Source organism: Robbsia sp. KACC 23696 (genome assembly GCF_039852015.1).
Classification (GTDB): domain Bacteria; phylum Pseudomonadota; class Gammaproteobacteria; order Burkholderiales; family Burkholderiaceae; genus Robbsia.
The window spans coordinates 2,020,658-2,034,073 of the sequence record NZ_CP156626.1 but is presented as its reverse complement, the minus strand read 5'-3'; the positions used below and the strand labels follow the sequence as shown (position 1 = coordinate 2,034,073).

The 13,416-nt window shown below is 64.3% G+C and carries 12 protein-coding genes; 3 read left to right on the top strand and 9 right to left on the bottom strand.

Annotated elements, in window-relative coordinates; all coding sequences use genetic code 11:
• Positions 1–1,299 carry an FAD-binding oxidoreductase gene (locus ABEG21_RS08565; RefSeq protein WP_347554250.1) on the top strand — a complete coding sequence of 433 codons (1,299 nt, stop codon included), beginning with the start codon at positions 1–3 and terminating at the stop codon, positions 1,297–1,299.
• A 9-nt stretch (positions 1,300–1,308) separates the two neighbouring features.
• Here the strand turns inward: ABEG21_RS08565 and ABEG21_RS08560 are convergent, their stop codons facing one another.
• The 3 genes from ABEG21_RS08560 to ABEG21_RS08550 all read right to left on the bottom strand — a co-directional run bounded on the left by ABEG21_RS08560 (position 1,309) and on the right by ABEG21_RS08550 (position 3,874).
• Complete coding sequence (locus ABEG21_RS08560; RefSeq protein ID WP_347554249.1) at positions 1,309–2,076, bottom strand: ABC transporter substrate-binding protein; 768 nt, start codon at positions 2,074–2,076, stop codon at positions 1,309–1,311.
• Between the two features lie 77 nt (positions 2,077–2,153).
• Positions 2,154–2,921 carry a class II aldolase/adducin family protein gene (locus ABEG21_RS08555; RefSeq protein WP_347554248.1) on the bottom strand — a complete coding sequence of 256 codons (768 nt, stop codon included), beginning with the start codon at positions 2,919–2,921 and terminating at the stop codon, positions 2,154–2,156.
• Positions 2,922–2,986: 65 nt separating this feature from the next.
• Positions 2,987–3,874 carry a polysaccharide deacetylase gene (locus tag ABEG21_RS08550; RefSeq protein WP_347554247.1) on the bottom strand — a complete coding sequence of 296 codons (888 nt, stop codon included), beginning with the start codon at positions 3,872–3,874 and terminating at the stop codon, positions 2,987–2,989.
• 335 nt (positions 3,875–4,209) lie between these two features.
• On the opposite strand from ABEG21_RS08550, the gene ABEG21_RS08545 reads away from it, so the two are divergent.
• Positions 4,210–4,857: a DUF1028 domain-containing protein gene (locus ABEG21_RS08545; protein ID WP_347554246.1), complete on the top strand. Its 648-nt coding sequence runs from the start codon at positions 4,210–4,212 to the stop codon at positions 4,855–4,857.
• A 25-nt stretch (positions 4,858–4,882) separates the two neighbouring features.
• Here ABEG21_RS08545 and ABEG21_RS08540 read toward each other — a convergent pair whose 3' ends face one another.
• Genes ABEG21_RS08540 through ABEG21_RS08515 form a run of 6 tightly spaced genes read right to left on the bottom strand, consistent with a single transcriptional unit; the run spans position 4,883 to position 11,071 of the window.
• Positions 4,883–5,890, bottom strand: a complete 1,008-nt coding sequence (locus tag ABEG21_RS08540) for a phosphodiesterase (protein WP_347554245.1) — start codon at positions 5,888–5,890, stop codon at positions 4,883–4,885.
• Positions 5,890–7,101, bottom strand: coding sequence for an ABC transporter ATP-binding protein (locus ABEG21_RS08535; RefSeq protein WP_347554244.1), 1,212 nt, complete (start codon positions 7,099–7,101; stop codon positions 5,890–5,892). The genes ABEG21_RS08540 and ABEG21_RS08535 overlap by 1 nt, the downstream gene beginning before the upstream one ends.
• Positions 7,101–8,021, bottom strand: coding sequence for an ABC transporter permease subunit (locus ABEG21_RS08530; protein ID WP_347554243.1), 921 nt, complete (start codon positions 8,019–8,021; stop codon positions 7,101–7,103). Before ABEG21_RS08530 ends, ABEG21_RS08535 begins: the two co-directional genes overlap by 1 nt.
• Positions 8,018–8,842, bottom strand: coding sequence for an ABC transporter permease (locus ABEG21_RS08525; protein WP_347554242.1), 825 nt, complete (start codon positions 8,840–8,842; stop codon positions 8,018–8,020). Before ABEG21_RS08525 ends, ABEG21_RS08530 begins: the two co-directional genes overlap by 4 nt.
• 10 nt (positions 8,843–8,852) lie before the next feature.
• On the bottom strand, positions 8,853–9,950 hold the full coding sequence (locus ABEG21_RS08520) for an ABC transporter substrate-binding protein (protein ID WP_347554241.1): 1,098 nt from the start codon (positions 9,948–9,950) through the stop codon (positions 8,853–8,855).
• Positions 9,950–11,071, bottom strand: coding sequence for a substrate-binding domain-containing protein (locus ABEG21_RS08515; RefSeq protein WP_347556680.1), 1,122 nt, complete (start codon positions 11,069–11,071; stop codon positions 9,950–9,952). The genes ABEG21_RS08520 and ABEG21_RS08515 overlap by 1 nt, the downstream gene beginning before the upstream one ends.
• A 371-nt stretch (positions 11,072–11,442) precedes the next feature.
• On the opposite strand from ABEG21_RS08515, the gene ABEG21_RS08510 reads away from it, so the two are divergent.
• Positions 11,443–13,413, top strand: coding sequence for an EAL domain-containing protein (locus tag ABEG21_RS08510; protein WP_347554240.1), 1,971 nt, complete (start codon positions 11,443–11,445; stop codon positions 13,411–13,413).
• The last annotated feature ends 3 nt before the right edge of the window (positions 13,414–13,416 follow it).

Here is a 13,416-nt window from a genome sequence, read left to right as displayed (position 1 = left end):
ATGGTTCGACCGTACTACCCTTTGTCGCACAGCCTATGGGCGGCGACGGCCGGCGCGGCACCCGAGACGCACGTCCTGCAGGCGTCGCTGCGTGCCGACGTGGCGATCGTCGGCGCCGGGTTTTGCGGGCTGAGCACAGCCTTGCATCTTGCCGAAGCGGGCGCGCGCGTCGTCGTGCTCGATGCGCGGGAGATTGGGTTCGGGGGCTCCGGGCGCAATGGCGGCCAGGTGATTCCAGGGATCAAATACGACCCGAGCGAGATCGTCGCGAAGTTCGGGGCGGAACAAGGTCAAAAGGTGATCGATTTCGTCGGCGGTACGGCGGACACCGTTTTCGACCTGATCGAAAAGTACGCGATGGACGTGCCGCACGTTCGCCGCGGCTGGATCCAAGGCGCGCATACCGCCGCGGCCTTGCAACTTGCCGAGCGGCGCGTGCGTGACTGGCGTGCCCAGGGAGTGGCGGCCCGCATGCTCGACAAGACCGCCGTATCGGCCTTGTTGGGAACCGATGCCTACCTGGGCGGCTGGCTGGATCCGCGCGGCGGCGGCATTCAACCGCTCAGCTTCGCCTATGGCCTCGCGAAAGCGGCGCAACAGCGTGGCGTGTCGATTCACACGGGCTCGGCGGTAACATCGCTCGCGCCCGAACGGGGTGGCTGGACGCTGAAAACGGCGGCCGGTTCCGAGGTGTGCGCCGAGCAAGTGGTGTTGGCGACCAATGGCTATACCGATGGTTTATGGCCGCATCTGCAAAAAACCATTATCGATGCCAATTCCTTCCAGATCGCGACCGAACCGTTGCCGCCGGCGATTCGATCGACGATCTTGCCGGAGGGACAGGTGTCGTCCGATGCGCGCAACCTGCTGCTGTATTTCCGTCTGGACCACGCGGGTCGATTGCTGATGGGCGGGCGCGGTACGTTTGCCGAGCCGGATCCGCGCGCGCCGCGCAGTTGGGCGCATCTCGATAACGTGGTGCGCAAGCTGTTCCCGCAAACCGAGGGCGTCGCGATCGCGCATCGATGGTGCGGGCATGTCGCGATCACGCAGGATTTCCTGCCGCATATCCATACGCCGGCGCCGGGCTTGACGATCGATATCGGTTGCCAAGGGCGGGGCGTCGGTTTGCAAACGCGCATGGGGCAGGCGCTGGCCGAGTCGATTCTGACGCGCAACCCCGCCGTCTTGCCGTTCGCGCCCACGCCCATTCGGCCCTTTCCGTTTCATGCGCTGCGGCGTGTCTATCTGGCGGCCGCGGTGGCGTGGTATCGCTTGACCGACGGTGGCGTGCGCTGAGGGCGCGATTCAGTCCTGCGAATTGATCACGACTTTGTCGAGCGCGTGTTCCTGCAAGCCCCATTTGGCGAGGATCGCCTTGTAGCTGCCATCGGCGACCATCGACGTGAAGGCCTTGACCAAGGCATCGCGCAGCGCGGTATTCGTTTTCAAGACCGCGATGCCGGTGTACTGATCGAGAAACGGCTTGCCGATACCGACATAGGCATTGTTCTCGATGCTGTTCTGATAAGGCAAGGTTTCGCCGCCTTGCACGCCCGCATCGAGCCGCCCTTGCTTCAGCTGCAGTCGGGCATCGGCCGAGCCGTCGGTGCCGACCACGGTGATGGCGGGTTTGCCCGCCGCTTCGCAATGGGCGCTGCTCCAGGCCTGGATGTTGGCCGGAAACGTGGTGCGACGGCTGGAACCGACACGCTTGCCGCACAACGATGCCATCGACGGGAGGCTCGCGCTATTCGCTTTCAGCGTGTAGAACTGCGGACCGGTTTTGATATAGTCGACAAAGTCGGCCGTATCGCGTCGTGCCGGCACGTCGGTCATGCCGGACAGAATCATGTCGACACGCGCCGTCTGCAAGGCACTCATCATCGTATCGAAACTCGTCTCCTGCCAGGCGATTTTCACGCCCATGCGTTTGGCGAGCGCATCCCCCAGATCGATGTCGACGCCGCGCAAATCGCTGGTCGCCGGATCCTTGAATTCGAAAGGCGGATAATTTGGTACCACCGCGACGTTGACCGTTGCCGGTACGCCTGCCGCCTGGGCGGATGACAGCATCGCCGCGATCAATGAGAGTCCGGCAAAGGCTGACGAAATGATGTGACGGTTACGGCGCATAATCCCTCTGGGGTGTGTCAGCTGCGGTAGTCGTGGGAGCGCGAAGCGATCAGACGCAAGGCGGCCTTCCATGAGAGTAGCATCGCCGAAATTTCGCCGGGCGATTCGAATTGCTGCGCCGTTCTCTCGCAAACGGCGGCGCTCGGGATACGCAGCGGCGTATTGCCGGCCAGGGCGGCAATCTGGATTTTGCAGGCATTTTCGAGATAGAACGCCAGGCTGAACGCTTCGGCAACGGTGGAGGCGCCCACCAGAACGCCATGATTGCGCAGCATCATCGTTTTATGCCTGCCCAGGTCGGCCACCAGGCGCGCGCGCTCGTCTTCGTCGAGTGCGATCCCTTCATAGTCGTGATAGGCGATGCGCTGGTAGAAGCGCAAGGCGTGCTGGCTGATCGGAAGCAGACCGGCCTCTTGCGCGGAGACGCCGCATCCCGCGGCGCTATGCGTGTGGATCACCCAGTGCATATCGTCGCGTGCCGCATGCACGGCGGAATGAATGACGAAGCCGGCGACATTGACGCGCTGGGCATCGACGTCCAGGTCGGTTTCGACGACCTGTCCGTTCGCATCGATTTTCACCAGATCCGATGCTTTCATTTCATCGAACAGCAGACCGTAGCGGTTGATCAGGAAATGTCCCGGACTGCCGGGAACGCGCGCGGTGATGTGCGTTTCGATCAGATCGGTCATGCCGAAATGGGCGATCAATCGATATAAGGCTGCCAGATCGCAGCGCGTCTCCCATTCGGCCTCGGCGTAGCGGTGTTGCACGGGATGATTCACTGGGAGACGACTCCGTCGTTGATGTCGATCGCGTCGGCGCCGCGTTTCGTGCCGGTCGCGTAATGTTATTGCGCCGCGGGATCGGCGGCTTCACAAGCAGTAAAATGCGCGGCGATTTTCTCGCCGGTCGCGATCCAGACGTCGCCGTATTCCTGCGCCCCTTGTAAAAACTCACGCAGGATCTTGATGCGCATCGCGCGTCCGCTGACCTGCGGGTGGAGCACGGTGGTGATCAAGCCGCCCCAGGCGCGCGTTTCTTCCAGTTCGTCATTCCAGATCGAGAGGACGTGTTCTCGCGGAAACATCGAGCGCGGGCTGTAACGATGCGTCAGCCCATACATCCAGTCGTCGAAGGTCATCGTGGCCGGCAGTTCGATCACGCCCTTGTTGCCGTCTTCGAGCACATGGCGGTAGGGGCGCACGTCGTCGCGCCAGGAACTGGAATACAGGAAGCCGCGCTCCTTCAACAAGACACGAAGTTCCTCGCAACTTTCGCCTGACGGTGCGCGATAGCCTTTGGGCACGACGCCCAGCCGCCGTTTCAATGTTTCCAGGCCACGGTCGACTTCTTCGACGATATGCGGCGACCCCGGGTCCGGCATCAGATGATCGAAACCGTGATGCGCGATTTCATGGCCGTCTTTGACGATCGCCTCCGCCATCGCGGGATGCGCTTCGACCGACCAACCGGTAATGAAGAACGTCGCCTTCAGTTCCAGATCTCGAAATAATTCGAGCATCTTCGGGACGCCGACGCGCGCCTCGTAGCCGCCGTATGACATCGTCACCAGCCGCTCGTAGTGCTTCGGATCCTTTGCGGTCCAGGCCGATTCGGCATCGACGTCGACCGCCAGAAAAAGCGCGCTCTGGGATCGGCCATTCGCGGTGTCGGGCCAGGGATAGAGGGGCGCCGGGGGCGCCATATTGGCGGCGCGAAGCGGGACGCGATGCATGGTGGTCATCCAGGTAAGGAAGGCGCGACGGTCGAGGCCGGTATCGGGAGCGGGAGCGGGAACGGGCTGACGTGTTTCGCCGCCGATCGAAAGACGATACCAACCTTCGGCCCATTGATGAAATAGGCCAAAATAGACCTTCCATAGCGAGAAGGCATGGATGGCCGTTGTGCCGTTGTGCCGTCGCGACCCGATCGCATGCAAATGGGCCGCGCATCAACCATGCGTCTGCGCTATGGCCGGGTAAATTTGGCCTATACGAGGCAGGCCCCGGCATCGGCTATGCTGTGTTTTTCTATCGCAGCGAACAGGCTGCCACAGCGGATCAGGCCGATATGACATTTTCGCTTCTCGGACATTGCCGCCGCACCGGCGAATTTGGCGCGGTCGTGACCACGTCGAGCCCCTGCGTCGGCGCGCGTGTGCCATTCCTTTCCGCGGGACTGGGCGGGGTATTGACGCAACATCGGACAGACCCGCGACTCGGGCCGCGCGGGCTCGACTTGATGCGCTCCGGGTGTTCGAGTACCGAGGCGATTGCCGCGCTGGTGGCTTCATCGCCTGCGCATGAATGGCGACAGATGGCGGCGATCGACGCGCAGGGCAGGACGGCGAGTTTCACCGGAGCCAGTAATCGTCCTGTCGTCGCCGAGGCCCATGGTGACGGATGCGTGGCGATCGGCAATATCCTGCATCAAGCGGGCGTGGTGCAGGCGATGATCGACGCGTTTGGCGGGAGCGACGAAAAGTGTCTGGCGCAGCGACTGATGGCGGCACTGGAAGCCGGGGAGGCGGCCGGCGGCGAGGGCCGCCCGCTTCAGTCCGCCGCGCTGGTGGTCGTCGCGGCCGACCCGTTTCCGTGGTTGGATCTGCGCATCGATCTATCGGATTCCCCGTTGCCGGATCTGCGGCGGCTTTTGGAGACGTTTCTGCCGAGCGCGGGGCTGTATCGTACGCGGGCGTTGACGCCGGAACTGCTGTAGCGATGCAGTATCCGTCGCGGACGGCTTAGCGATCGATCAAGCCACCATCTGGTTCATGGAAGGGGTAAGGGCCATCGTATGTCGCGAGATAGCTCAGATGCGAGACCAGGCCGCCGCCGAGGCCGCTGCGGGGATCGGCGGGCAGCCCTGGCGCCGGTTGCCAGCGATGAATGACCGCCGTCGGCGGTTCCATCGTGAAGGCCGACGGTGCGTCGTCGCGTAAGTCCAGGCAGACCTGATGCGCGGTGGACCCGGCGGTGGAAACGATGGTGCCGCCGAATCGTGCGTGGATCTCCCGATGCAAATGCCCGGCGATGATGCGCTCGACATTGGGATGGCGCGCGACGATTTCGGCAAGTCGCGCGCTGCTCGCCGCGTCGAGCAGCGCTTCATCCATATGGCCGATGCCGGTGGCGAACGGCGGATGATGCAAAGCCACGACCACCGGCAAGCCGCGCGCGTCTTCCAAGGCCGCTTCGAACCAGTCGAGGCGTTGCGCGCACAGAAAGCCGCCGCTGCGCCCCGGTTCGAGCGTATCGAGCGCGATCAGCCGCACCGGCGAGCATGTCGGTTTGCCATCGCTGCCGTCGTTGCCGCCGATATCGGCGGTGTATTGCACGAACGCGCCGCCCTCGCGCAGATAGGGCGCATCGAACACGGCGCGCAGTCCCTCCCGGCCGTCGTGATTGCCGACCAGCATATAGATCGGCATCGGTAAAGGCGCGAGCAGCGCCTGCAGATGCATATATTCCTCGACGCTCCCTTTATCGACGAGATCGCCGGTCACCACCACCGCCGCCGGCGCCGGGTCCAACGACAGCACGTGCGCCACGGCTTGTCGCAAATAAACGGCCGTATCGACTTTCCGATAGGCCAGCACGCCCGGTGCGCGAATATGCAAATCAGTCAGTTGTACGAAGTAGAAGGGCGCGTGCGCGGGCAGACGCGGATCGTGCGAGGGGGCGGCGGAAGCCACGCCTTGCTGCGCGGCGTTGGCGGTGACGTCATGCGTCGTGGTCTGTTGCATCGTCATCACGAGGGTTCCTTTTCCAATACCATTAATGCGTTTTCGTGCAGGCGCAGCGAGACCCGCTCGCCTTGCGTCAAGGCCGTGCGTCCGGGGACGTCCAAGGTCAGCGGCGTCGCGTGCGCCCCGCCATCGGCCGGGCCTTGCGTGTCGGCCGCGTCGCGCGCGTCGGACACCGCATCGAGAATCAGCCGTGTCCGGTCGCCGAGAAAGGTGATGCTGCGCACCGTACCGTGGAGGTCGGCGTCGTCGGCAAAGCAAAGGGAGGCGTCTTCCGGACGAAAGAAGGCTTCGTGCATGCGTTCCGACGCCGCGGGTGCGCCGCCGGCGAGGGGCAGGCGTGCACGCCCCACCTGCAGATGACCGTCGCGCACGAGACCGCCGACGCGGTTCATCGTGCCGACGAATTCGGCCACGTGTCGGCTGGCCGGGCGATAGTAGATCTCACGCGGCGTGTCGACCTGTTCGACCCGTCCGGCACTCATCACGACGATGCGATCGCCCAAGGCCATCGCCTCGCCTTGGTCATGGGTGACATAGACCGTCGTCACGCCGAGCGTGCGCAGCAACTGGTTCATCTCGGTGCGCAAGATGTCGCGTAGTCGCGCGTCCAGCGCCGTGAGCGGTTCGTCCAGCAACAGCACGCGCGGTTGCGGCGCCAGTGCCCGTGCCAGCGCGACGCGCTGGCGTTGGCCGCCGGACAGCGCGTCGATGCGTTTTTCGGCGTGCGCGCCGAGTTCCATCAGGTGCAGCAGACGGTCCACGCGCGCGCGAATGCGATCGCGCGTCAGCGCTTGGCCGTCGAGGTCCGGCGCGCCACGCGACTGCTGTACACGCAAGCCATAGCCGACATTGTCGCGGACCGACATGTTCGGAAACAGCGCATAACTTTGGAAGACCATGCCGACCTGGCGTTTCTCGATGGGCAAGGCGGTGACGTCCTCCCCGTCGAACAGCACGCGGCCCCCCGCATCGGGACGTTCCAGTCCGGCGATCATGCGCAAGGTCGTGGTCTTGCCGCAACCGGACGGTCCCAGCAACACGAGCGTTTCGCCGGCCGCGATGTGGAGATCCAGCGGTGCGAGCACCTGCTGACCATGAAAGGTCTTGGCGCAACGCGACAAGGTGATGGCGACGCGGGGCAGCGCGATCGATGGGATGCCTGCGCGTGCGGCGCGGGAGGGGATGGCGGAGTCGGACATGAGAGCAGCGTTCATCAGGGAAGGTCCCGCGCGATGCGCGCGGCGCGTGTCTTGGCGCGCTTGGCGACGGCGTCGGGTGCGAACCACTGGATTGCGAGGAGGAGCGGCATCGCGAGAATCAGGAAAACCAAGGTGTAGGCGCTGCCGATCTCGATGCGCATCGATGCATAGGTGTCGGCGAGTCCGACCGGCAGCGTTTTCGTATCCGGCGTATGCAGCATCCAGGTCAGATTGAATTCGCCCAGCGACAAGGTGACGACCGCGACCGCACCGGCGACGATGCCGGGCTGGATATTCGGTAGCACGACGGTGAAGAAGCGCCGCAGGAAGCCGGCGCCTAGGCTGGCGGCGCCTTCCTCCAAGGTGCGAATGTCCGCGCTGGCGCAAATGGCCGCGACCGACCGCGTCATGAAGGGCAAGGTAAAGATCACATGACCGACGACGATGAAGGCATAGCTTTGACGGAAGGCGCCGAAGCCGCCGTAAAGCGATAACAAGGCCAGCGCCGAGGCCAATCCCGGGAGGGCGACCGGCAGGATCAGCAATTCGTCGACCCAGCGGGCCAGGCGGTGGCTGCTGCGCGACAGCGCATAGGCGGCCGGTACGCCGATCACGATCGTAATCGCCAAGGTGGCGAGCGCCACGTACAGCGAGGCGAAAATCGACCCGGCATACAGATCCCATACCTGAGCGACCCAGCGCAGCGTCAATCCGCTGGACAAGCCGCGAAAGTAGTTGACAGTGACGCCCGCGAGCATCGACATGATCACCGGCACGATCAGAAACAGGACGATGCACGCCGTCACGATGCCCTGCACGATGGTGCCGATGCGTGCCGCGTCCAGTCCGCGACGCTGGCGGCCACTCGGCCGCGCCGCATTGTGCGGCGCATTCCGGGGCGCATTCGCGCTATTTTCGAGATGGGTATCGTTCATGCTGCCACCGCGACATTGGCGGCGCCGAAGCGCCGCGAGAGGGCCAGCGTCAGCCAGGTGATGACGCCGAGCATGATGGACAAGGCGGCGGCGCCGGCCATGTCGGCGTTCAAGGTGAAGGCGGTGTAGATCGTCATCGGCAGGACATCGATATCGGTGCCGAGCGTGAACGCGGTACCGAAAGCGCCCATCGACGTGGCGAAGCACAGCGCGCCGCTGGCGACCAATACCGGCTGCAAGGCCGGCAACAAGACGTCACGCGCCACTTGCCACGGCGATGCGCCCAGTGCGCGTGCCGCTTCGACCAGCGAAGGGTCCAGTTTGCTGGCCGCGGCGACCACCGATATCAAGACGCGCGGGATGGAGAAATAGAGATAGGCGAGAAAGAGCCCACCCATCGAATACGCGAAGATCCACTTGTCGCCGGTCAAGCGCAGCGAGAGCGCGCCGATCAGTCCCTGGCGGCCGGCGAGCATGATGACGAGAAAGCCTACCACGACCCCCGGGAAAATCAGGGGGAAGCCGAGCAACGCCATCAGCAGCGACTTCAGCGGAAACGTACGACGTGCGAGGAACAGGCCCGATACCGTCGCGAGCACGAGGCTGACCGCGGTGACCGCGAGCGACAGCACGACCGTGTTCAATAGGCTGCGCATATAGTTCGCATTGCTGAGGATGGCCCAATATGCGGTCAGCGGATGGCCGTCCGCGCTGATACGCAGCAGCAAGACGACCGGCAGCAGCCAGAACGCCGCGAAGAAGGTGAGGGCCGGCGCGAGCAGGGCGCCGCGCAAAGGGAGGGGAAAAGTGGACTCTGACATGTCGCTCGGCTTAATGCGCGATTTTCAAATACGCCTGACCGAAGGCCTGTTGCTGGGCCGCCAGCGCGCGGTAGTCGACGGTCTGCGCCCGTGCGTAGTCGCTGGCCGGCAGAAAGCGGGCGGCGATCTCCTTCGGCATCGGCACATTGCGTACCGGGCGCAGGTAGGCGGCGGCCCACTTCGCCTGACCAGCGTCCGAGAGGACGAAGTCCAGTACTTTCTTGCCGTTGGCCTCGTGCGGCGCGCCGGCCGTCAGGCCCATGACATAGGGAACCGAGATCGTGCCTTCTTTCGGGATGACGAAGGCGACGTTGGCCTGGTCCTTGTAACGGGCGCGATAGGCGTCGAAGTCGTAATCGATCAGGATCGGGATTTCACCGGAGAGGACGCGGGCATAGGCGGTCTGCTTCGGCACGATCGGCGCATTCGCTTGCAGCCGCTTGAACCAGTCCAGCCCCGGTTGGAAGTTAGCGAGCGATCCGCCCAGTGCCTGATTGACGGCGATCGCGCCGGCATAGCCGACGAAGGCGCTCGACGGATCGAGATAGCCGACCATGCCCTTGTATTCCGGCTTCAGCAAATCGGCCCAGGACTGCGGCACCGGCTTGCCGTCCAGCGCATCCTTGTTCACCATCAGACCGATGGTGCCCGAGTGAATGGCGAACCACGTGCCTTGCGGATCTTTCTCGTCGGCGGGAATCTCATCCCAATGCGGCGGTTTGTAGGCGGCCAACAGGCCCTTGTCCTTTGCCTGAAAGGCGGAGGAGATACCGAGATAGACGACGTCGTTCACGGGGCTCTTGTGCTCCGCCATCATCTGCGCGATGGCCTGCCCCGAGTTCTTGTCGTCGAACGGCACGCGGATGCCGGTGGCCGCTTTGATCGCGGCGATCTGACCGGCCCAATCGGCCCACTCGGGCGGACAGTTGTAGCAGATGGCGGTCTGTTCGCCCTGGGCGTGCGCGCTGCCGCTGGCGGCACCGAACAGCGTCAGCGCGGTGATGGCGCCGGCGACGGCCCGCAAGGCCAGACGTCGTGCGTGGCGGGACGCCGAACGCGGCCGACCGGCGATGATCGTGCGAGCGATGGACGAAAGGGAGGGCATCATCACGTCGGTTTTCTCTTGTGGTTGAATGAATGAAGCGGGTTGCGTGACAGGGGCGAGGCGGAACCCAAGGTCCCGCCGAGACGGATTTCATGCGCCAGGCGTTCATGGACTGCATCGAAACGGGACGCCGCGGCGTCGCCGGAAGCCGGCGCATCGGGATCGATGCGGGCGGCCTCTGGCTTCGTGCGCGCACCGCGAATCGCATCGCGCAGGGACGCCCACGCGCGCCGTCCGATCTCACGGTTCGGGACGCAGACGCTGGCCAGGCGCGGCATCAGCAGCTTGCCGAGCGTCAAGCCATCGAAACCGACCACCGACATATCGCGCGGCACGAGCAGCCCCTGGCTTTCGAGCGACGTCACGGCGACAAGCGCGAGGCGATCGTTGCTGCAGAACAAGCCGGTGGTGCCGGTGGCGGCGAGCGCATCGAAGACCGCGTCCGACAGATGATCGGAAAGGAAGTCGATCTCGATAACCGGCTCCGCGGACAGCCCCGCCGCTTGCATGGCCGCTTCGTACCCGGCAACGCGTTGTCGCGCCCGATCGGACGCGCTCAGCGTGCCGGCCAGCATCCGAATTCGGGTATGGCCGCGCGCGATCATTTCGCCCACCGCTTCGCGCGCCGCACTGAAATTGTCGACGGCGACGCTGCGCCTTTGGCTGTGCGCCGGCGCATCGTTATGCGCGAGTACATAGGGCAGGCCCGCGCGGTCGAGGGCGTCGAGCGCTTCGTTCGCATCGGCATCGGCGACGGTGACGATCAGCCCGTCGACACGATGCGCGCGCAGCGTATCGATGGCGGCGCGTTCGCGATCGGTCTGATATTCGGTGGTCATCAGCATGAGCCGATACCCGGCGGCCGAAGCCAATTCGTCGATGCCCTGGACCGTCTCGCCGAACACCGGATTCGCAATCGTCGGCACCACGACGCCGATGACCTGGCTGTGCTCCGCGCGCAGCATTCGCCCGAGCGCACTCGGACGATAATCGCTGGCCTCGATGGCCGCGCGCACCGCGGCCAAGGTGACGGGATCGACCTTGTCAGGCGTATTCAAAGCGCGTGACACGGTGGCGATCGAGCAGCGGGCCAGCAACGCGACATCCTTGATCGTGCTGCTCATGCGCCGGGACGATGCGTCCTTGGTGGGCGGTGTGGCTTGCGGCGTCGCGGACGCACGGGGTGGGGACACGGGTTTTCTCAAAAAGGCCGGTTGATCGTTTCGTGCCGCGATCGAATGATCGGTCCGCGGCGCGTCTCGTTTTTTGTTCGCGACGAGGTGCATCGTGGAAACGTTTACACGACGCTTATTCTGCATCGGCTCGATGACGCTTTCGTGACGCGTGCGCTTCGCCGCTGTCCGTTTTAAGCCGCACTTCATGACAGGCAGATGACGCGGGTGCGACTGTCAAATGACTGACACATGACATCGATAAGATGCGATACCACGGTCGTATCCCGCGCCGTCGCTGTCAGCAGAGACAAGAAGCAAAGATGATCGCCACGATTGCCGCCCTGATCCGCCGGGATGCGTTGCGCTCGGTGTTTCAACCGATCGTGTCGCTGAAAACCGGGGAAGTGGTTGCGCACGAAGCGTTCGCGCGTGTCGCGCGGGCCGCCTCCGGCGCGCATGCCGTCATCCCGCCCGCAGGCACCGCTGCGGCAGCCCCGAAAATCCCCACCGCCCTCACTGCGCCAACCGTCCCCGCTGCCGCATGGTCGCTCTCTAGTGCGTTGGCCGATCTGCCGACCGATAGCGCCGGACGGCTTTTCGAGATGGCGGAGCGCGAAGGCTGTCGCGTGTTCCTGGAGCGTGCGGCGGCGTGCCGCGCGGTGGAGCGCTATCGTTCGCTGGGGTGGGGTGCGGCCGCCGATTCGAACGTCGCCTCGAACAGTGCGAACGCCTTGCTTTTCGTCAATCTCAGCGCCGATGCGCTGCGGCAACTCGCCCGGCACCGCCGGGCGGTGTTCGATATTCTGGCCCGTTGCGGCATCGTTCCGGAGCGCCTGGTTTTCGAGTTGACCGAACGCAACACGCTGGGCTCGGTGGATTCGCTGGCGCTGGCCTGCCGCGCGATCCGCGAAACCGGGGCACGCATCGCGCTGGACGATTACGGCACCGGGCATGCAACGCTGAGCCTGTGGGTCGCGCTGGAACCGGAATTCCTGAAAATCGATGCCTCGCTGGTGCGGGGCAGCGGCACGCATCCGCTGCGTTTCGAGGCCTTGCGTTCGGTGCACCGGCTCGCGCAAAAAGCCGGCACGACGGTGATCGCCGAAGGGATCGAGACGGCGGACGACCTGATCGTCTGTCGCGATCTCGGTATCGAGATGGGGCAGGGGTTTGCCTTGGCCCGGCCGGCGCCGCAGCCGCCGCGCGAGATCGCCTCGGTGGCGATGCAGGTGCTACGTAACCGCGCGATCACGGTGTTTCCCGACATGGCGACGCGCGCCACCGCGCGGGCGACCGCGGGGCAATTGCTCCGCGATGCCCCGAGCGTGGGCCCGCAAACGCGCAATGACGAAGTCTTCGCGCTGTTCAGCGCCCATCCGGATCTGCACGCGATCCCGGTCGTGGAAGACAGTACGCCGCTCGCGTTAATCAATCGACGTCATTTCGTCGATGCCTACGCCGTACCCTTTCATCGCGAGTTGTTCGGCCGCAAGCCGTGCATGACCCATGCCAATCCCACGCCGCTGATCGTGGAGGCGGACGTAGACATCGATTCGCTGGCCTTGCGGCTCAGTTCGCGCGACACCGGCTATTTGTCGGACGGCTTTATCATTGTCGAGCAGGGCGTCTATCGCGGTTTGGGGACGGCTGAAGATCTGATGCGGGCGGTGACCGATGTGCGTATCGAGGCGGCGCGCTATGCGAATCCGCTGACCCAATTGCCGGGCAATATTCCGATCGAGGCGCATATGCGCCGTCTGATCGACGGGCGCGCGCCGTTCTACGCCTGCTATTGCGACTTGAACGAGTTCAAATCCTATAACGATCAGCACGGGTATTGGCAGGGCGACGAGGTGCTGCGCTTAACGGCGGCGATCCTGTCGAACGCTTGCGACGCCCGTCGCGACTTTCTCGGTCACGTGGGCGGCGACGATTTTCTGATATTTTTCCAGAGCCTGGATTGGCGGCCGCGGCTGATGGACGCGATCGCGACGTTCAACCGGCAGGTCGTCCAGCTCTATACCGACGACGAAAGGCGGGCGGGAGGGATCGAGGCGCAGGACCGTTTCGGGCAGCGCCGCTTCCATGGTTTCGTGAAATTGGCGGCCGGAGTGATAGAAGCGCGTGCGGGGCTGTATGATATCGCGTCGCTGACGGCGCTGGCCGCGGTGGCGAAACAAGAGGCAAAACGGGATGCGTCCGGCTTTTTTCTGATACAGCCGCATCAGGCGCCGGCGCCGCCGCAGTCCCCGTTTTGGCCGCACTCGGATTCTCACCCTCTGACAGTTTGATGC

Excerpts from the sequence above, each read along its gene's own strand:
- ABEG21_RS08565 (WP_347554250.1), top strand. The coding sequence starts at position 1 with ATGGTTCGACCGTACTACCCTTTGTCGCACAGCCTATGGGCGGCGACG.
- ABEG21_RS08560 (WP_347554249.1), bottom strand. The coding sequence starts at position 2,076 with ATGCTGTCATCCGCCCAGGCGGCAGGCGTACCGGCAACGGTCAACGTC.
- ABEG21_RS08550 (WP_347554247.1), bottom strand. The coding sequence starts at position 3,874 with ATGCATCGCGTCCCGCTTCGCGCCGCCAATATGGCGCCCCCGGCGCCC.
- ABEG21_RS08545 (WP_347554246.1), top strand. The coding sequence starts at position 4,210 with ATGACATTTTCGCTTCTCGGACATTGCCGCCGCACCGGCGAATTTGGC.
- ABEG21_RS08540 (WP_347554245.1), bottom strand. The coding sequence starts at position 5,890 with ATGACGATGCAACAGACCACGACGCATGACGTCACCGCCAACGCCGCG.
- ABEG21_RS08535 (WP_347554244.1), bottom strand. The coding sequence starts at position 7,101 with ATGAACGCTGCTCTCATGTCCGACTCCGCCATCCCCTCCCGCGCCGCA.
- ABEG21_RS08530 (WP_347554243.1), bottom strand. The coding sequence starts at position 8,021 with ATGAACGATACCCATCTCGAAAATAGCGCGAATGCGCCCCGGAATGCG.
- ABEG21_RS08525 (WP_347554242.1), bottom strand. The coding sequence starts at position 8,842 with ATGTCAGAGTCCACTTTTCCCCTCCCTTTGCGCGGCGCCCTGCTCGCG.
- ABEG21_RS08520 (WP_347554241.1), bottom strand. The coding sequence starts at position 9,950 with ATGATGCCCTCCCTTTCGTCCATCGCTCGCACGATCATCGCCGGTCGG.
- ABEG21_RS08515 (WP_347556680.1), bottom strand. The coding sequence starts at position 11,071 with ATGAGCAGCACGATCAAGGATGTCGCGTTGCTGGCCCGCTGCTCGATC.
- ABEG21_RS08510 (WP_347554240.1), top strand. The coding sequence starts at position 11,443 with ATGATCGCCACGATTGCCGCCCTGATCCGCCGGGATGCGTTGCGCTCG.